17 protein-coding genes are annotated in these 17,174 nt (G+C 71.3%); 10 read left to right on the forward strand and 7 right to left on the reverse strand.

What is annotated here, in order from left to right:
• Positions 1–83 precede the first annotated feature (83 nt).
• On the reverse strand, positions 84–884 hold the full coding sequence (gene hisN, locus AB0K36_RS13175) for a histidinol-phosphatase (RefSeq protein ID WP_364592520.1): 801 nt from the start codon (positions 882–884) through the stop codon (positions 84–86).
• Between the two features lie 132 nt (positions 885–1,016).
• On the opposite strand from hisN, the gene AB0K36_RS13180 reads away from it, so the two are divergent.
• The gene (locus AB0K36_RS13180; protein WP_364592523.1) at positions 1,017–1,658 is read left to right on the forward strand and encodes a TetR/AcrR family transcriptional regulator; all 642 of its coding nucleotides are present in this window, start codon (positions 1,017–1,019) and stop codon (positions 1,656–1,658) included.
• Here AB0K36_RS13180 and AB0K36_RS13185 read toward each other — a convergent pair.
• The 4 genes from AB0K36_RS13185 to AB0K36_RS13200 all read right to left on the reverse strand — a co-directional run bounded on the left by AB0K36_RS13185 (position 1,624) and on the right by AB0K36_RS13200 (position 5,300).
• Positions 1,624–1,947, reverse strand: coding sequence for a DMT family transporter (locus AB0K36_RS13185; protein WP_189466081.1), 324 nt, complete (start codon positions 1,945–1,947; stop codon positions 1,624–1,626). The two genes, AB0K36_RS13180 and AB0K36_RS13185, sit on opposite strands and share 35 nt — an antisense overlap.
• A 138-nt stretch (positions 1,948–2,085) precedes the next feature.
• Positions 2,086–3,099, reverse strand: a complete 1,014-nt coding sequence (gene rsgA / locus AB0K36_RS13190) for a ribosome small subunit-dependent GTPase A (RefSeq protein ID WP_364592527.1) — start codon at positions 3,097–3,099, stop codon at positions 2,086–2,088.
• 4 nt (positions 3,100–3,103) lie between these two features.
• Positions 3,104–4,465: a 3-phosphoshikimate 1-carboxyvinyltransferase gene (gene aroA, locus AB0K36_RS13195; RefSeq protein WP_364592530.1), complete on the reverse strand. Its 1,362-nt coding sequence runs from the start codon at positions 4,463–4,465 to the stop codon at positions 3,104–3,106.
• Positions 4,466–4,565: 100 nt separating this feature from the next.
• Positions 4,566–5,300 (reverse strand): M50 family metallopeptidase, encoded by a 735-nt coding sequence (locus AB0K36_RS13200; RefSeq protein WP_364592533.1) that lies wholly within the window; start codon positions 5,298–5,300, stop codon positions 4,566–4,568.
• Between the two features lie 50 nt (positions 5,301–5,350).
• Here AB0K36_RS13200 and AB0K36_RS13205 point away from each other — a divergent pair, with 50 nt between their 5' ends.
• The 9 genes from AB0K36_RS13205 to AB0K36_RS13245 all read left to right on the forward strand — a co-directional run bounded on the left by AB0K36_RS13205 (position 5,351) and on the right by AB0K36_RS13245 (position 13,715).
• Entirely contained in the window at positions 5,351–6,166 is an 816-nt protein-coding gene (locus AB0K36_RS13205) for an SOS response-associated peptidase (protein ID WP_364592536.1), read from the forward strand.
• Between the two features lie 117 nt (positions 6,167–6,283).
• Entirely contained in the window at positions 6,284–6,919 is a 636-nt protein-coding gene (locus AB0K36_RS13210; RefSeq protein ID WP_364592539.1) for an alpha/beta hydrolase family protein, read from the forward strand.
• 248 nt (positions 6,920–7,167) lie between these two features.
• On the forward strand, positions 7,168–7,833 hold the full coding sequence (locus AB0K36_RS13215; protein ID WP_037773788.1) for a sigma-70 family RNA polymerase sigma factor: 666 nt from the start codon (positions 7,168–7,170) through the stop codon (positions 7,831–7,833).
• Complete coding sequence (rsrA, locus tag AB0K36_RS13220) at positions 7,830–8,126, forward strand: mycothiol system anti-sigma-R factor (RefSeq protein ID WP_005312173.1); 297 nt, start codon at positions 7,830–7,832, stop codon at positions 8,124–8,126. Before AB0K36_RS13215 ends, rsrA begins: the two co-directional genes overlap by 4 nt.
• A gap of 174 nt (positions 8,127–8,300) precedes the next feature.
• On the forward strand, positions 8,301–9,683 hold the full coding sequence (locus tag AB0K36_RS13225) for an HD-GYP domain-containing protein (RefSeq protein ID WP_364592544.1): 1,383 nt from the start codon (positions 8,301–8,303) through the stop codon (positions 9,681–9,683).
• A gap of 25 nt (positions 9,684–9,708) precedes the next feature.
• The gene (locus AB0K36_RS13230) at positions 9,709–10,962 is read left to right on the forward strand and encodes an HD-GYP domain-containing protein (RefSeq protein WP_435877857.1); all 1,254 of its coding nucleotides are present in this window, start codon (positions 9,709–9,711) and stop codon (positions 10,960–10,962) included.
• Positions 10,963–11,108: 146 nt separating this feature from the next.
• Complete coding sequence (locus AB0K36_RS13235; protein WP_189466066.1) at positions 11,109–12,089, forward strand: tetratricopeptide repeat protein; 981 nt, start codon at positions 11,109–11,111, stop codon at positions 12,087–12,089.
• 82 nt (positions 12,090–12,171) lie between these two features.
• The gene (gene def / locus AB0K36_RS13240; RefSeq protein WP_364592547.1) at positions 12,172–12,816 is read left to right on the forward strand and encodes a peptide deformylase; all 645 of its coding nucleotides are present in this window, start codon (positions 12,172–12,174) and stop codon (positions 12,814–12,816) included.
• Between the two features lie 161 nt (positions 12,817–12,977).
• The gene (locus AB0K36_RS13245; protein ID WP_364592549.1) at positions 12,978–13,715 is read left to right on the forward strand and encodes a D-Ala-D-Ala carboxypeptidase family metallohydrolase; all 738 of its coding nucleotides are present in this window, start codon (positions 12,978–12,980) and stop codon (positions 13,713–13,715) included.
• A gap of 79 nt (positions 13,716–13,794) precedes the next feature.
• On the opposite strand, the gene AB0K36_RS13250 is transcribed toward AB0K36_RS13245, so the two are convergent.
• Both AB0K36_RS13250 and AB0K36_RS13255 read right to left on the reverse strand, forming a co-directional pair.
• Positions 13,795–14,808, reverse strand: coding sequence for a ribonucleotide-diphosphate reductase subunit beta (locus AB0K36_RS13250; protein ID WP_189466060.1), 1,014 nt, complete (start codon positions 14,806–14,808; stop codon positions 13,795–13,797).
• Positions 14,808–17,156, reverse strand: coding sequence for a ribonucleoside-diphosphate reductase subunit alpha (locus AB0K36_RS13255; protein WP_364592552.1), 2,349 nt, complete (start codon positions 17,154–17,156; stop codon positions 14,808–14,810). The genes AB0K36_RS13250 and AB0K36_RS13255 overlap by 1 nt, the downstream gene beginning before the upstream one ends.
• Between the last annotated feature and the right edge of the window lie 18 nt (positions 17,157–17,174).

Genomic DNA, 17,174 nt, shown 5'->3' on the forward strand with positions numbered 1-17,174 from the left:
GAGCCTCCGGCGGACCGGCGTACGCCCCTGCACGAGCGGCGCACGCCGGTCCGCCGTCGCTGAGGACGCCGTCGCTGTGTGCCTCAGTACTGCTGGTTGAGGTAACCCAGCAGCTCCTCATGGAGGAGCCCGTTCGAGGCCGCGGCGTTGCCGCTGTGCGGTCCCTGTCGCCCGTCGAGGCCCGTGAAGACGCCGCCCGCCTCCTGGACGACGATCGCCGGCGCGGCCATGTCCCACAGGGACAGCTCCGGCTCCGCGCAGATGTCGACCGAACCCTCGGCGACCATCATGTACGGCCAGAAGTCGCCGTAGCCCCGGGTGCGCCAGACCGAGCGCGTCAGGTCCATGAACCCGTCGAGACGGCCCTGGGCCTCCCAGCCGGTCAGTGACGAGTACGCGAACGAGGCGTCCTCGATGCGCTCGACCTTCGAGACGTGCAGGCGGGACGCGGACGTCAGGCTGCGGCCGGTGTACGCGCCTCCGCCCTTCGCCGCCCACCAGCGCCTGCCGAGCGCCGGAGCCGACACCACGCCCACGACGGGCTGGTAGCCGCCCTCTCCCGCCTCCATGAGCGAGATCAGCGTCGCCCAGACCGGCACGCCGCGCACATAGTTCTTCGTGCCGTCGATCGGGTCGACGACCCAGCGCCGCGGCCCGGTGCCCTCGATGCCGTACTCCTCGCCGAGGATCGCGTCGCGTGGCCGTGCCCGTTGCAGATGCCCGCGGATGAGCTCCTCCGCCGCCTTGTCGGCCTCGCTCACCGGCGTCATGTCCGGTTTCGTCTCGACCTTGAGGTCGAGGGCCTTGAACCGGTCCATGGTGGTGGCGTCGGCCGCGTCCGCGAGGACGTGGGCAAGCCGCAGATCATCGTGGTAGTCGGGCATGACCGCCACTCTATCCGTGCAGGCCCGGTCGTTCCCCGGCCGTCCGCGGCGACGGCCTCCCGCCGTCCGTATTGACAGGGGAACGCGACCCGTCAACTCTGTGACCGGAGTTGCTCGGCCGGGGAGGCGACCATGCCCGCAGCGCGGGAGTCACTGCTGAACGCCGCTCTGGCGGCGCTGCGCGACCTGCCCTGGTCCGGGATACGGATGGTCGACGTCGCCTCCGCCGCGGGCGTCTCCCGCCAGACCCTCTACAACGAGTTCGGCAGCAAGGACGGTCTGGCCCGTGCCCTCGTGCGGCGGGAGGCCGACGCCTACTTGCGCGGGGTGGACCGGCTGATGGCGCAGAGTGCCTCGGTCGCCGACCGGCTCGTGTCCGTCGCCGAGTGGACCGTCAGGGAGGCGCGTGCGAGACCCGTGCTGCGCGCGCTGCTCACAGGCTGCTGGGGTGAACGGCTGCCGGTGCCGCTCCCGCTCCGCGGCGGGACCGTGGTCTCACGGGTGCCCGCCCAGCGTCGCGCGGACGCGCGGCTGCCGGGTCCGGCGGAGCTGGTCGCGGCCGTGCGGGACCGTTCGCTCGGTGTGCCGGGACACGGTCGACGGTCCGGGGACGGGGACGGCGGAGCGGGCGACCTGCCTCAGCGCTGCGAACTCGCGGTGCGGCTCGCGCTGTCGTTCGTCGTCGCGCCGGCCGGCGGAAGTGTCGCCCAGCTGGTGCGGGCGGCGGTGGGCGACGGGATCACTGCGACGAGCCCGAGAGCTGCAGACCGATGACCCCGACGATCACCAGTGTGATCGAGACGATCTTGAGGGTGGAGACCAGGTCGTCGAGGAAGATCATGCCGTAGATGGCTGTGCCGGCTGCGCCGATCCCCGTCCACACCGCGTAGGCCGGGCCCACGTCCAGCTTCTTCAGCGACAGGGTCAGCAGACCGAAGCTGCCCAGCGCGAAAGCGGCGAAGGCGACCGTGGGCCACAGCCGCGTGAAGCCGTGCGACAGCTTGAGACACACGGCGAAGCCTGTTTCGAGGAACCCCGCAACCACCACCAGCAGCCACGCCATGAGTACTGGGCCTCCCGCGTAGTCGACGACCGCCTGGTCCGGGACCGACCGGGCCGCGGACCGATCGGTCTGACCGGCCGGTCCGACCTGGTGCGATTATGCACTTACCAGGCGCCGGGGACCGCAAACACGGATGACTCAGTCGCCTTCGCGTCGCTCCCGGGTGGCGAGCAGCCGCCGCAGCGAATAGAGCCGCGCCGGATCGGCGTGGCCCTCCGCCACCCAGTCGTCCAGGGCGCAGTCCGGCTCGTCGTGCGAGCAGGCGCGCGGGCAGCCCTCGGTGCCGGGCACCAGGTCGGGGAAGGCGTTGATGACCCGGGACGGGTCGACATGGTGCAGTCCGAAGGAGCGGACGCCGGGAGTGTCGATCACCCAGCCGCCCTTCTCGTCCGCGAGCGGGAGGGCGAGCGCGGAGGTCGTGGTGTGCCGCCCGCGCCCCGTGACCGCGTTGACATGGCCGGTGCTCCGCCGCATCTCGTCCGGGACGAGGGCGTTGACCAGGGTCGTCTTGCCGACGCCGGAGTGCCCGACGAACGCGGTCGTCCGGCCGACCAGATGCTCGCGCACCCGCTCCGCGGCGCGCCCGTCGACGAACTCGTCACGAGTGGTGACCACGTACGGGACGCCCAGCGCGCCGTACATCTCCAGCAGTTCGTCGGGCGACGCGAGATCCGACTTCGTCAGCACCAGCAGCGGTTCGAGCCCGCCGTCGTACGCCGCGACCAAGCAGCGGTCGATCAGGCGCGGGCGCGGTTCGGGATCGGCGAGGGCGGTGACGATGGCGAGCCGGTCGGCGTTCGCGACGACGACCCGCTCGAACGGATCGTCGTCGTCGGCGGTACGGCGCAGCACGGAGGAGCGCTTCTCGATACGGACGATCCTCGCGAGGGTGTCCTTGTCGCCCGACAGGTCGCCCACGATCCCGACCCGGTCACCGACGACGGCCGCTTTGCGGCCCAGTTCCCGGGCCTTCATCGCCGTGATGATCCGGTCCCCGACGAGGCAGGTCAGCCTGCCGCGGTCGACGGTGAGGACCATGCCCTCCAGGGCGTCCTCGTGCTTGGGGCGGATGTTGGTCCTCGGCCGGTTGCCCTTGCGGTTCGGCCGGGACCGGATGTCGTCCTCGTCGGTGTGCTTGCCGTAGCGCCGCATGATCTCAGGCCTCGAGCATTTCGGCCCACATCCGCGGGAAGTCGGGCAGGGTCTTGGCGGTCGTCGCCACGTTCTCGATCTGCACGCCCTCGACCGCGAGACCGATCACCGAGCCCGCCGTCGCCATCCGGTGGTCGTCGTAGGTGCGGAAGACCCCGCCGTGCAGGGGGCGCGGGCGGATGTGGAGGCCGTCCTCCGTCTCGGTCACGTCGCCGCCGAGCTCGTTGATCTCCTTGGTGAGCGCCGCCAGCCGGTCCGTCTCGTGCAGACGCAGGTGGGCCACACCGCGCAGCGTCGAAGGGGAGTCCGCGAGGGCCGCGACCGCCGCGATGCCGGGGGTCAGCTCGCCGACCTCGCCGAGGTCGACGTCGATGCCGTGGATACGGCCGCTGCCGGTGAAGACCAGGGCCGTGCCGTTCGGCGTCGTCGTCAGTTCGCAGGAACCGCCCATCTCGGTGAAGATCTCGCGCAGCGCGTCACCGGGCTGGGTGGTGCGCTCCGGCCAGTCGGGGATCGTCACCCGGCCGCCGGTCACCAGTGCCGCCGCCAGGAACGGCTGGGCGTTGGACAGATCCGGTTCGATCGTGAGGTCGCGGCCGAGCAGCGCGCTGTGCGACACCCGCCAGACGTCGGGCTCGCCGCCGGTCTCCGGCTCGTCGACCTGGGCGCCCACGGCGCGCAGCATGTCCACGGTCATCCGGATGTGGGGCATGGACGGGAGCCGGCCGCCGACGTGCCGTACCTCCACACCCTGGTTGAAGCGCGGGGCGGACAGCAGCAGCGCGGAGACGAACTGGGACGACGAGGAGGCGTCGATCCGTACCGGTCCGCCCTCCAGGGCGCCGCCGCCGTGCACGGTCATGGGCAGCGAGCCACGGCCGTCGTCGTCGATCCGGGCGCCGAGGGTCCGCAGCGCGTCGATGACGCCGTTCAGCGGGCGCTCGTACGAACGAGGGTCGCCGTCGAAGCGGATCGGGCCGTCGGCCAGAGCGGCCACCGGCGGCAGGAAACGCATCACGGTGCCCGCGTTGCCGACGTCGACGGTGGCGGGTCCGTTCAGGCCGGAGGGGATCACGCGCCATGCCTCGCCGGCTCCGCCGACGGCCTCGTCGGCCGAGCCGCCCGCGGTGCTCGAAGAGACCGTCTCCTCGATGCCCACGCCCATCGCCTGAAGGGCCGCGGACATCAGCAGGGTGTCGCGCGAGCGCAGCGGGCGGCGCAGCCAGCCGGGCTCGGCGGCCAGCGCGGCCAGGACGAGGGCGCGATTGGTGACGGATTTCGAACCGGGCACGGTGACCGTCGCTTCGACGGCTCCGGTCGCAAGGGGGGCGGGCCAGAGGGCGGGCTGCACGGCGCTTTCGGTCATGGCCCTCACTTTAGTGGCTCTGCGCGATCCCAGATCTTGATCAAATATGTGGAAACCGGGGCGTAACGGGGAGGTGATAGGCGGTGTGACGGCCGGAGTCTCACAGGCCGAGCAGCCAGCGGCCGCCGCCGATCAGCGAGCAGACCGACACCGCGTGGAAGAAGAACAACCAGATCGCCGGTGGCACATGGGTGAGTCTGGCGAGCTGGTCGGCGTCCGAGTCCGGCGCACCGCCGTACCGCCGCTTGGACTGGAGCTCGAAGACCGGCCGCACGCCGCCGAGCAGCATGAACCACACGGCCGTGTACGCGAAGACGGACTGCACGGCCGGCCCCGTCAGCCACGACACCAGCAGGAACGCCGCCCCGGTGACCGTGACCGTCAGCACCCCGTACGCGTTGCGCACCATGACGAGCAGCGCCAGCAGCAGCGCGGTCGCCAGCCACAGCAGCAGCGTGATGTGGTGCGCGGCGAGCAGCCAGGCGCCGCCCAGACCGAGCAGCGGGGCCGCCGTGTAGCCCGCGGCGGCCGTGAGGATCATTCCGATGCCGGTCGGCCTGCCGCGGCTGACGGTCAGACCACTGGTGTCGGAGTGCAGCCGGATGCTCTGCAGCCGGCGTCCCGTGACCAGGGCCACGAGTCCGTGGCCGCCCTCGTGGGCGATCGTGACGGCGTTACGTGTCAGACGCCACAGGAAGTTCGGCATGACCGCGGCGAGCGACACCAGCCCGGTGACGGCGACGAGCCACGGCTCCGGAGCGGTCTGGGTGCCGAAGAGGCGGTCCCACAGGTCGGTGAATGACGCGTTCGCCGCGCCGGCGTATGTGGTGACCATTTCGCGGGCGGCTCCCTCGGACGGCGTACGGAAGTGGCAGTGTGGCACTTATGTGCGGACGGTATGCAGCGAGTCGTAGGCCGGAGGACCTCGTAGGAATCTTCGAGGTCGAGAAGTGGGAGCCGAAGGAGACCCTGGAACCCGACTGGAACGTGGCGCCCACCAAAGAGGTCTACGCGATTCTCGAACGCCCTCTCAAGGACGCGGGAGACCGTGCCCCGGTTCGCCAGATGCGCACGCTGAAGTGGGGGCTGGTGCCCTCGTGGGCCAAGACGCCGGAGGGCGCGGCACGGATGATCAACGCGCGGGCGGAGACGGTGCACGACAAACCGTCGTTCCGCCGGCCCTTCCTCACCCGGCGCTGCATCCTGCCCGCCGACGGCTACTACGAGTGGGTCACCGGCTCCGGCGAACGCGAGCTGGAGGTCGAGGGGAAGAAGAAGCGGCCGCGGAAGCAGCCGTACTTCGTCACGCCCGCCGACGGGTCGGTGTTCGCGATGGCGGGGCTCTACGAGTTCTGGCGCGACCGCACCCTGCCGGACGACCATCCGCAGGCCTGGTGGGTGACCTGCTCCGTGATCACGACGGAGGCGGAGACCGGGCCGCTGGGCGTCGCGCCGGCGGAGGGGCCCCAGACGCTGGCGGACATCCACCCCCGGATGCCGCTGATGCTGACGCCGGAACGCTGGGACGCGTGGCTGGACCCGGCCCGGACCGACCCGGAGGAGCTCCGGTCGCTGCTGGAGCCGCCGCCGGGCGGGCTGATGAGGGCCTACCCGGTGACGACGGCGGTGAGCAACGTGCGGAACAACGGCCCGGAGCTGCTGGAGGAACTGCCCGCGCCGGAAGAGGCGACGCTGTTCTGACCCGGAGGCGCTCCTCCTGACCTTCACCGGCAGACCCGGCGGCAGCCGGCGTCTCGTGTGCCGACCGGGCCGCCTACGGGAACGGCGCGGCGTGCGGCCCCGCGCCAGAATGGCCGGATGGAGCGGAAAGAGATCATCGAGGTCGCCGGCGGGGACGCCCGGATCACCTGGTTCGGCGGGAAGCGCGCGCACCTCGTGCTGGCGCTCGGGCACGGTGCCGGCGGCGGGATCGAAGCGCGGGATCTGCAGGCGATCGCGCGCGTCCTGCCCGCGCGCGGCGTCACCGTCGCCCTCGTGGAGCAGCCCTGGCGGGTGGCCGGCAAGAAGGTGGCTCCAGCGCCGCGGACCCTGGACGCCGCCTGGCGCGACCTCTGGCCGGCGCTCGCGAAGAAAGGGCTGCCGGTCGTCGCCGGCGGACGCAGCGCCGGCGCGCGCGTGGCGTGCAGGACCGCCGCGGAGCTCGGCGCGGCCGGCGTCCTGGCGCTGAGTTTCCCGCTGCACCCGCCGGGGCGGCCGGAGAAGTCCCGCGCGGACGAGCTGCTCGGCGCGGGCGTGCCGACGCTCGTGGTGCAAGGCGGCAGCGACCCCTTCGGGCGGCCCGGCGAGTTCCCCGAGGGGTCCTACGAACTGGTGGAAGTGGCCCACGGGGACCACGGGTTCGCCGTGCCCAAGCGCGCCGGGATCACCGAGGACGAGACCCTTCTCACCATCACGGACGCCGTGACCGGGTGGACCGGGTCCTTCCGGGAATGAGACACCGGCCGTGGCTGTTGAGGCGAACGTCAGAACAGAGCATGGAGTAGGGAGTCCGCCGCATGGGTACGACCTTCTGCCCGACAGCCGAGCGCGCCAACGGGTTGGACTGGACGGTGCTGTCGCAGGGCAAGAGCGGGCCGGTTCCTGCGGCGGGTGACGTGAATCGGCAGGGCCCGGCGGACCAAGGTCGACTATTCTCCGATTCGAGCGGGTCGGCATTCGGCCCCGCCACAGCGTTGGAGGAGGTGGGTCCGGTCACTGGGACCGACGCAGGGACCGACGACGGTCAGGCGCAGACGTCCGAGGAGACGACGCTCGAGCGCAATGCCCGCTTCGAGCGGGACGCTCTCGGCTACCTGGACCAGATGTATTCGGCCGCGCTGCGCATGACGCGCAATCCCGCCGATGCCGAGGATCTTGTGCAGGAGACGTACGCGAAGGCGTACGGGTCCTTCCACCAGTTCCGTGAGGGCACGAACCTCAAGGCGTGGATGTACCGGATCCTCACGAACACCTTCATCAACTCCTACCGCAAGAAGCAGCGCGAGCCCCAGCGCAGCGCGGCGGAGGAGATCGAGGACTGGCAGCTCGCGCGTGCCGAGTCGCACATGTCGACCGGGCTGCGTTCCGCGGAGTCGCAGGCCCTCGACCATCTGCCGGACTCGGACGTCAAGGAAGCCCTGCAGGCGATCCCCGAGGAGTTCCGGATCGCGGTCTATCTCGCCGACGTCGAGGGCTTTGCGTACAAGGAGATCGCGGACATCATGGGAACACCCATCGGTACGGTGATGTCCCGCCTGCACCGCGGCCGCCGCCAACTGCGCGGCATGCTCGAGGACTACGCCCGCGAGCGCGGGCTCGTCCCGGCCGGTGCGGGGGAGTCGAACGACGCGAAAGGCTCGGGCTCATGAGCTGCGGAGAGCCGCACGAGACGGACTGCTCGGAGGTCCTGGACCATCTCTACGAGTTCCTCGACCACGAGATGCCCGACAGTGACTGCACCAAGTTCGAGGTGCACTTCGAGGAGTGCTCCCCGTGCCTGGAGAAGTACGGCCTGGAGCAAGCGGTGAAGAAGCTGGTCAAGCGGTGCTGCGGGCAGGACGACGTGCCCAGCGACCTGCGGGCCAAGGTCATGGGGCGCATCGACCTGATCCGCTCGGGGCAGGCCGTCCCCGACAAGGACGTGGCGACCGCCCAGGACTAGGGCCGCCGCACACACCGGCCGTGCGCACAGGGTGCGCCGCGAACATCGCGGCGCACCCTGTGCGTTGCCGGCCCTGTCACCCGTACGTGCGAATGCTCGCCGTACGTCCTCCTGTCACTCCCCAACTCGCTAGCGTGGCGCTGCTCGAGGAGGTTGTGAGGAGGGCGTGGGGCAGTGACGGCCATACCGGCGGCGGCGCGCGCGTACATCCTCGCCGTGATCCTCTGCGCCGCGGTGGCCGCCGCTCCGGTGGCCCTCCCCGCCGCCGTGGTGCCCTGGCCGACCGTACTGCTGCTCGCCGCCCTGTACGCCGGGGGCGAGCTGCCCGCCCGCCGGCGTGACGGCGACGACTCCGCCCCCCTCGGTGCGGGGACGTTCTTCCCCGTGCTGCTGGCAGCCGCCCTTCTGCTACCGCCCGCCGCGGCCGCTCTGGTCCCCGTGCCGGGCGCGCTGCTCGGACGGGTGGACGGACCGCCGGCCGGGGTCCGCCGGACCTGGCGCGCGGCCCGGCTGGCCCTCGCCACCTGGGGCGCCGCCCATGCCTATCTGCTGCTCGGCGGCGAACGAACGCCACGGGCACCGGACTTCCCGTACGTCCTCGTGCCGGCCCTCGCCGGATCGCTCGTCTGCTGTCTGCTGCTGACCGTCCTCGACGGCGGCATCCGCGCCACGGCGGTCGGGGTACCTCCTCCACGCAGCGCGCGGTGGGGATCGGTTCCCCCGCCGGCCGTCCGGCGGGGTCTCTCCGGCTCGGCGGCACCGCACTGTGTGCACGGGCTCGCCGGACTGATGATGGCGGTCCTGTGGGGCAGCTCGTACGGGCCGTTCTCCGCCCTTTTCGTGCTGCTCCCCATGTACATCTCCTGCTGGATCTTCGCCCAGTACCACCGCGAGCGCGCCGCCCATCAGGCGACGATCCGGGCCCTGGTGCAGGCCGTCGACATCAAGGACCGGTACACGCGCGGGCACAGCGAACGCGTCGGCCGGGCCTCTGTGCTGATCGCCAGGGAACTGAGCATGGAGGAGGAGCGCCTCGAAGTCGTCCGGTTCGCCGGCATCCTGCACGACGTGGGCAAGCTGGGGGTGCCGACGAGGGTGCTCCGCAAGGAGGGGCCGCTGACGCCGGAGGAACGGCGGGTGATCGAGCTCCACCCGGAGTACGGGCACGAGATGGTGCGCGGTATCGGCTTCCTCGGGGAGGCCCGGGCGGCGATCCTGCACCACCACGAACGCATGGACGGCAGCGGATACCCGTACGGACTCGTCGGCCACCAGATCCCCGAGTTCGCCCGGGTGGTCGCGGTGGCCGACGCGTTCGACGCGATGACGTCCACCCGTTCCTACCGGCGCGCCCGGCCGGTGCCCGTCGCCCTGCGCGAGCTGGAGCGGTGCGCCGGTACCCAGTTCGACCCCAGGATGGTGCGGGCCTTGGCGCGCGCGCTGGAGCGGCACGGGTGGCAGACGTCGGTGACCTCGGACGAGGCGGTGCCGATGGGGCCGTCCCGGACGCCGCAGTCGCCGGGAACGGGGGCTTCGCATCAGATACGGACCGGGTGAGCGGCCCACTCCGGCGGAGCCGGGCGTGAATGACGCCCGCGCACGCCGGCCCGTACGCGTCCTCCATGCCATCCACGCGGCCGCGGTCGCCGTGGCCGCGGCCGCTCTCGTGTGGGTCGTGTCCCACGGGGTGGCACAGCCCGCGAACGCCCTCGCCTTCGGCGCGTTCATCGCCGTCGGGGAGCTCGCCCGGTGGGGAGCGGTCCCCGGGGAGAGGGAGCCCGCCCCGCTGGGGGCCGCCGGCGCGCTGGCGTACGCGCTGCTCGGCGAGTGCGCCGGGGAGCCTACGGGGCACGGGGCCTTCCAGGTCGTCGCCGTCGTCGTCGCGGGCGCACTCGTCGGCGCCGTGCCGCACGTCGCCCGCGGTCAGGGGCCCGCCCTCGACCATGTGGCACGGCGGGTGCTGACCGTCGGATTCGCCGCGGTGTGCTTCCAGCCGCTGTACGTCTCCGGTGAGTTGGGCCTGTGGCTCGGGCAGGGTCCCTATTACGCCCTTTTCCTGCTGGTCCTGGTGGTGCTGACCGCGCTGTGCGACGCCGTGCTGGCCGCCGTCATGCTGCGCGCCCACACCGGCCACCCCTTCGGGCCGCTGCTGCGGGACGAGCTGCGGGCGCTGCCGGGCATCGGCTCCGCCGTCGGCGCGACCGGCGCGGTGATGGCCCTGGCGGTGGCCGTCGCGGGCCTGTGGGCCCTGCCGGTGTTCTGTGTGCCGCTGCTGCTCACCCAGCTGTCCTTCCGGCGTTACGCGGCCGTGCGCGCCACCTACGGCCAGACGATCGCCTCCCTCGCCCGCGCCACCGAGGTCGCCGGCTACACCCGGCAGGGCCACGCCCGCCGGGTGGCGGAGCTCAGCACGGCCGTCGGACGGGAGATGGGTCTGTCCGGGCCCGACCTGACCTTGCTGGAGTACGCGGCGCTGATGCACGACATCGGGCAGCTGTCGCTCGTCGACCCCGTACCGGACGGTGCCACCGCTTCGCTGCCGCCGGCCGAACAGCGCCGTATCGCGCTGCTCGGCGGAGCCGTGGTCCGGCGCACCGGCGTCCCGCCGGCCGTGGCCGCCGTCGTGGAACAGCAGGCCGACCCGTACCGGGACCAGCCCCTGGCCGCCAGGATCGTGCGTGCCGTCAACGCATACGACGACCTGGCCGGGGGAAGCGGAGGCAGAGCGGGCGGGGCGCTGGCCGCACTGGAGCAGCTGAGGCTGGGCACAGGGCACGACTACCAGCCCGAGGTGGTCGAATCCCTGGCCAGAGTCCTGGGCAGAGTCCTTGTGTGAGGCGGTCCGGCCCCTGTCCCGACGGGGTAACCCATGGGTAATGAGCGAGCCTGCGACCGGGCATGGTTGGATGCGAAAGAAGGCACAGAAGCAGGCAGACAGTCATGCGTCCGGGCAGTGCCCCGAGCGACCGGCAGGCGGGAATCGTGAGGATCTTCGGGAAGGTACGGCATCGGCCCTCCGCCTCTTGGCGGCAGGCCACGGACCGCGCGTTCACGCTGATCGGCGACGGCCGGTACGAGGACGCGGGCGCGCTGCTGACGCGGGCGGCGGATCTTGAGCCCTGGCTCTCGGAGTCCTGGTTCAATCTGGCGCTGCTGCACAAGTTCCGGCACGACTGGGAGCAGGCCCGCGCCGCGGGGCTGCGGGCGGTCGCGCTGCTGGACAAGGAGACGGGCGCCCCGGACTGGTGGAACGTCGGCATCGCCGCCACCGCACTCCAGGACTGGCCGCTGGCCCGCCGCGCCTGGCAGGCGTACGGCCTGAAGGTCCCCGGCGCGGCCGCGGCGAACGGCGAGCCCGTCGGCATGGACCTGGGCAGCGCGGCGGTGCGGCTCTCGCCCGAGGGCGAGGCCGAGGTGGTGTGGGGCCGCAGGCTCGACCCGGCCCGGATAGAGGTGCTCTCCATCCCGCTGCCGTCGTCCGGGCGGCGCTGGGGAGAGGTCGTGCTGCACGACGGCGTCCCGAACGGTGAGCGCACCACGACCGCGGGTCCGTCCTTCCCGGTCTTCGACGAGATCGAGCTCTGGGCGCCTTCTCCCGTCCCGACCTGGGTGGTCCTGCTGGAAGCGGCGACGGAGTCCGACCGGGACGCCCTGGAGCGGCTGGCGGCGGATGCCGGATTCGCCGCGGAGGACTGGTCCTCCTCCGTGCGGCTGCTGTGCCGGGCCTGTTCCGAGGGCAGCATGCCGAGTGCGGAGGGCGAGGGGGAGCACCTCGATCCGCACGACCACAGCGAACCGGGCCACCCGGGGCCGCTGGGGCACCGTACGGGCGGGGACCTCTGGTCGCCGGAGCGCGAATGCGGCATAGCGGCGCCCGCCGGACTGGTGCGGGGCCTGCTCGACGGCTGGGTCGCCGACAGCCCGGACTCCCGGGAGTGGCGGGATCTCGAGGAAGTCTGCTGACGCCTGCCCGTAGGCTGTACGGACACGTGAGTGACCGGGCATCGGGCCATGGTCGGGTACTGAGAAGGGCGCAGAGGCTGACATGGCGTCGCAGCAGTCGCAGCAGGGGACGGACCAGCGGGTCGACGAGGAGGGTTTCCTCGTGGACACGGAGAACTGCGAGGAGCGTGAACTGGCGTACCGCGAGCGCGGCACGTCGCGCCCGATCACGGTCGTCGGGAACCCCGTGCTCCACAAGGAGTGCAAGGACGTCACCGAGTTCGACGACAAGCTCGCCGCCCTCATCGACGACATGTTCGCCAGCCAGAAGACGGCTGAGGGCGTGGGGCTGGCCGCCAACCAGATCGGTGTCGACCTGAAGGTGTTCGTCTACGACTGCCCGGACGACGACGGCGTGCGGCACACCGGTGTGGTCTGCAACCCGGTCCTGGAGGAGCTGCCGCCGGAGGAGCGCGTCCTCGACGACTCCAACGAGGGCTGCCTCTCCGTGCCGACGGCGTACGCCTCACTGGCCCGTCCCGACTACGCGGTGGTCCGCGGTCAGGACGCGCAGGGCAATCCGATCAAGGTGCGCGGCACCGGCTACTTCGCCCGCTGCCTGCAGCACGAGACCGATCATCTGTACGGGTACCTGTACATCGACCGTCTCTCCAAGCGTGAGCGCAAGGACGCGCTGCGGCAGATGGCGGAGGGCACCCCGCGTTACGAGGTCGTCCCCAACGACTGACCGGACGTGCAGCCGCCGGCCCCGCTCACCGCGAGCGGGGCCGTGGCTGTTCACGGGCGTCATTGGGCGGACAAATGACGCCTGCTCAGGCGTGGTTGACGCGCGTGGAACGGCCCGCCAGTCTCTGTGGTTGCACCGTCCCCACCCGGTATGGAGGCTCGATGTTCAGACGCACCGCACGACTGCTGCTCTCGATTGTCATGCTCATGGTTGCCGGTCTGGGCGGGGTCGTCGCGACCGCCGGGAGCGCGCAGGCCGACGACTGCTACACCTGGTCACGCACCCTGTCCCAGGGGGCTTCCGGCTCCGACGTCAGCCAGCTCCAGATCCGCATGTCCGGCTACCCGGGCTACGGTGCCGTGCTCGCCGTCGACGGCTCCTACGGGCCGGCCACCACCGCCGCCGTCAAGCGCTTCCAGTCCGCCTACGGCCTCGCAGCCGACGGAGTCGCGGGCCCCGCCACCTTCAGCAAGATCTACGCCCTCCAGGACAGCGACTGCACACCGGCCCACTTCAGCTACGCCGAACTCAACCGCTGCAACTCCACCTGGTCCGGTGGCGCGGTGAGCGCGGCGGCCGCCAAGGCCAACGCGCTGCGGACGATGTGGAAGCTGGAGGCACTGCGGCACGCCCTCGGTGACCAGCCCATCACCGTGACCAGCGGCTTCCGGTCGTACTCGTGCAACAGCGCGGTCGGCGGCGCGTCCAGCAGCCGCCATCTCTACGGCGACGCGGCCGACCTGGGCGCCGGACCGCACTCGCTGTGCAAGCTGGCCCAGCAGGCCCGCAACCACGGCTTCAACGGGATCCTCGGCCCGGGCTACCCCGGCCACAACGACCACACACACGTCGACCACCGCGGCAGCCGGTACTGGTCCGCACCCAGCTGCGGCATCTGAGGCACCGGAGACCGCAGCGGCCCGCGCCTCCCCCCGTGAGAGACGCGGGCCGCTGTCGTCCCGGGCGACGGTCCGACGATCAGAAGTCGTCGTCGAACGCGACCGACCCCTCGACCGCCACCTGGTAGGCGGACGGGCGGCGCTCGAAGAAGTTCGTCAGCTCCTGGACCCCCTGCAACTCCATGAAGGAGAACGGGTTCTGCGAGCCGTACACCGGGGCGAAACCGAGTCGGGTGAGCCGCTGGTCGGCGACGCACTGGAGGTACTCGCGCATCGACTCGGTGTTCATGCCCGGCAGCCCCTCGCCGCACAGGTCACGGCCGAACTGGAGCTCCGCCTCGACCGCTTCCCTCAGCATGTCGGTGACCTGCTGCCGCAGTTCGTCGTCGAAGAGCTCCGGCTCCTCCTTGCGGACGGTGTCCACGACCTCGAAGGCGAAGTTCATGTGCATCGTCTCGTCCCTGAACACCCAGTTGGTGCCGGTGGCCAGACCGTGCAGCAGACCGCGGGAGCGGAACCAGTAGACGTACGCGAAGGCGCCGTAGAAGAACAGGCCCTCGATGCACGCCGCGAAGCAGATCAGGTTGAGCAGGAAACGGCGGCGGTCCGCCCGGGACTCGAGACGGTCGATGCTCTCGACCGAGTCCATCCACTTGAAGCAGAAGGAGGCCTTCTCCTTGATGGAGGGGATGTTCTCGACCGCCGCGAAGGCCGCCGCCCGGTCCTCGGGGTCGGGGAGATAGGTGTCGAGCAGCGTCAGATAGAACTGGACGTGCACGGCCTCCTCGAACAGCTGCCGGGACAGATACAGCCGCGCCTCGGGGGAGTTGATGTGCTTGTAGAGCGTCAGCACGAGGTTGTTCGCCACGATCGAGTCACCCGTCGCGAAGAACGCGACCAGCCGGCCGATCATGTGCTGCTCACCCGGGGAGAGCTTGGCCAGGTCGGCCACGTCCGAGTGCAGGTCGACCTCCTCCACCGTCCAGGTGTTCTTGATGGCGTCCCGGTAGCGCTCGTAGAAGTCCGGGTAGCGCATGGGCCGGAGAGTGAGTTCGAAGCCCGGGTCGAGAAGGTTCTTGGTGGTGGAGCTCATTACTGGCAGGCCTCGCAGGACTCGGGGTTTTCCAGGGAGCAGGCGACGGCATCCTCGGACGTCACCTGTGCGGGGACCGGGACGGCGGCCGACGCGGCGCGCGCGATCCGGGTCGCCGGGCGCGAGCGCAGGTAGTACGTGGTCTTCAGGCCCTGCTTCCACGCGTACGCGTACATCGAGCTGAGCTTGCCGATCGTCGGCGTCTCGAGGAACAGGTTCAGCGACTGGCTCTGGTCCAGGAACGGCGTACGGGCCGCCGCCATGTCGATCAGTCCGCGCTGCGGGATCTCCCAGGCGGTGCGGTACAGCGCGCGGATCTCCTCCGGCACCCAGGTGAAGCCCTGCACCGAGCCGCTCGCCTCGCGCAGCGCCTCCCGCGTCTGCGCGTCCCAGACGCCGAGCCGCTTCAGGTCGTCCACCAGGTAGGAGTTCACCTGGAGGAACTCGCCGCTGAGGGTCTCGCGCTTGAACAGGTTGGAGACCTGCGGCTCGATGCACTCGTAGACGCCGGCGATCGAGGCGATGGTCGCGGTCGGCGCGATGGCGAGGAGCAGCGAGTTGCGCATGCCGACGTCGGCGATCCGGGCACGCAGCGCCTCCCAGCGCTCCGGCCAGTTCAGCGTCGTGTCGTAGTGGTCGGGGTGCAGCACGCCGCGTGCCGTGCGGGTCCCGGCCCAGGCCGGCAGCGGCCCGTTGCGCTCCGCGAGGTCGCACGAGGCCTCGTAGGCCGCCAGCATGATCCGCTCGGCGATCTTCGTCGAAAGGGCCCTCGCCTCCGCCGAGTCGAAGGGCATCCGCAGCTTGAAGAAGACGTCCTGCAGGCCCATCGCGCCCAGGCCCACCGGGCGCCACCTGGCGTTGGACCGCCCGGCCTGCTCCGTCGGATAGAAGTTGATGTCGACGACGCGGTCGAGGAAGGTGACGGCCGTGCGGACGGTGGCGTCCAGCCGCTCCCAGTCGATGCCGTCGCCGCTGACGAACGCGCCGAGGTTCACGGAGCCGAGATTGCACACGGCCGTCTCGCCGTCGTCCGTGACCTCGAGGATCTCCGTACACAGGTTGGAGGAGTGCACGACCCGGCCCGGCTCCGCGGTCTGGTTGGCGGTGCGGTTGGACGCGTCCTTGAAGGTCATCCAGCCGTTGCCGGTCTGGGCGAGGGTGCGCATCATCCGGCCGTAGAGGTCGCGCGCGGGAACGGACCTGCGGGCCAGACCCGCGGCTTCCGCCCGGCGGTAGGCCGCGTCGAAGGCCTCGCCCCACAGGTCGACCAGCTCAGGGACGTCGGCCGGGGAGAACAGCGACCACTCCGCGTCCGCCTCGACGCGGCGCATGAACTCGTCCGGGATCCAGTGCGCCAGGTTCAGGTTGTGCGTACGGCGGGCGTCCTCACCGGTGTTGTCGCGCAGCTCGAGGAACTCCTCGATGTCCGCGTGCCAGGTCTCCAGGTAGACGGCGGCGGCGCCCTTGCGGCGGCCGCCCTGGTTCACCGCGGCGACCGAGGCGTCGAGGGTCTTCAGGAACGGGACGATGCCGTTGGAGTGTCCGTTGGTGCCGCGGATCAGTGAACCGCGGGCGCGGATACGGGAGTACGAGAGCCCGATGCCGCCCGCGTGCTTGGAAAGGCGCGCGACCTGGTGGTAGCGGTCGTAGATCGAGTCGAGTTCGTCGAGCGGCGAGTCCAGCAGGTAGCAGGACGACATCTGGGGGTGGCGGGTGCCGGAGTTGAAGAGGGTGGGGGAGGAGGGGAGGTAGTCCAGCCGGCTCATCAGCCGGTAGAGCGCCGCGACCTCCTCCAGGGCGCGCGGCGAGTCGTCCTCGGCCAGACCGCAGGCGACGCGGAGCATGAAGTGCTGGGGCGTCTCGATGACCTGGCGGGTGATCGGGTGGCGCAGCAGGTAGCGGCTGTAGAGGGTGCGCAGGCCGAAGTAGCCGAAGCGGTCGTCGGCCTCGAGGTCGATCAGCGCGTCGAGCCGGGTGGCGTGCAGGGCCACGAAGGCGGCCGTGCGGTCGGCGATCAGTCCCTCGCGGTGACCGGTGGCGACCGAGGCGGTGAACGAGGAAGCGCCCTGGCCGGCCGCCTCTTCGGCGATCGTGCGGGTCAGCAGACGTGCGGCGAGCCGGGAGTAGGCGGGGTCGTCCGAGATGAGGCCCGCGGCCGCTTCGGTGGCGAGGGAGTGCAGCTCCGCCGTGTCGGACCCGGCGTTGCGGCCGCGCAGCGCGGCGGCGGCGACCTTGCCCGGGTCGGTGTCGGGCAGGTCCGCCGTCAGGTCCGTCAAGGTCCGCAGCAGCGCGGTCCCGGGGCCGTCGTTCTGTGTCGCTGAGACCGGATCGGCTGGCGCGATGGTCATGTGATGCTCTCCCTCGCT

The sequence above is a fragment of the Streptomyces kurssanovii genome, assembly GCF_040677245.1.
Taxonomy (GTDB): Bacteria; Actinomycetota; Actinomycetes; order Streptomycetales; family Streptomycetaceae; genus Streptomyces; species Streptomyces kurssanovii.

Excerpts from the sequence above, each read along its gene's own strand:
- rsrA (WP_005312173.1), top strand. The coding sequence starts at position 7,830 with ATGAGCTGCGGAGAGCCGCACGAGACGGACTGCTCGGAGGTCCTGGAC.
- AB0K36_RS13255 (WP_364592552.1), bottom strand. The coding sequence starts at position 17,156 with ATGACCATCGCGCCAGCCGATCCGGTCTCAGCGACACAGAACGACGGC.
- AB0K36_RS13250 (WP_189466060.1), bottom strand. The coding sequence starts at position 14,808 with ATGAGCTCCACCACCAAGAACCTTCTCGACCCGGGCTTCGAACTCACT.
- rsgA (WP_364592527.1), bottom strand. The coding sequence starts at position 3,099 with ATGCGGCGCTACGGCAAGCACACCGACGAGGACGACATCCGGTCCCGG.
- hisN (WP_364592520.1), bottom strand. The coding sequence starts at position 884 with ATGCCCGACTACCACGATGATCTGCGGCTTGCCCACGTCCTCGCGGAC.
- aroA (WP_364592530.1), bottom strand. The coding sequence starts at position 4,465 with ATGACCGAAAGCGCCGTGCAGCCCGCCCTCTGGCCCGCCCCCCTTGCG.
- def (WP_364592547.1), top strand. The coding sequence starts at position 12,172 with ATGGCGTCGCAGCAGTCGCAGCAGGGGACGGACCAGCGGGTCGACGAG.
- AB0K36_RS13180 (WP_364592523.1), top strand. The coding sequence starts at position 1,017 with ATGCCCGCAGCGCGGGAGTCACTGCTGAACGCCGCTCTGGCGGCGCTG.
- AB0K36_RS13210 (WP_364592539.1), top strand. The coding sequence starts at position 6,284 with ATGGAGCGGAAAGAGATCATCGAGGTCGCCGGCGGGGACGCCCGGATC.
- AB0K36_RS13185 (WP_189466081.1), bottom strand. The coding sequence starts at position 1,947 with ATGGCGTGGCTGCTGGTGGTGGTTGCGGGGTTCCTCGAAACAGGCTTC.
- AB0K36_RS13205 (WP_364592536.1), top strand. The coding sequence starts at position 5,351 with ATGTGCGGACGGTATGCAGCGAGTCGTAGGCCGGAGGACCTCGTAGGA.
- AB0K36_RS13245 (WP_364592549.1), top strand. The coding sequence starts at position 12,978 with ATGTTCAGACGCACCGCACGACTGCTGCTCTCGATTGTCATGCTCATG.
- AB0K36_RS13200 (WP_364592533.1), bottom strand. The coding sequence starts at position 5,300 with ATGGTCACCACATACGCCGGCGCGGCGAACGCGTCATTCACCGACCTG.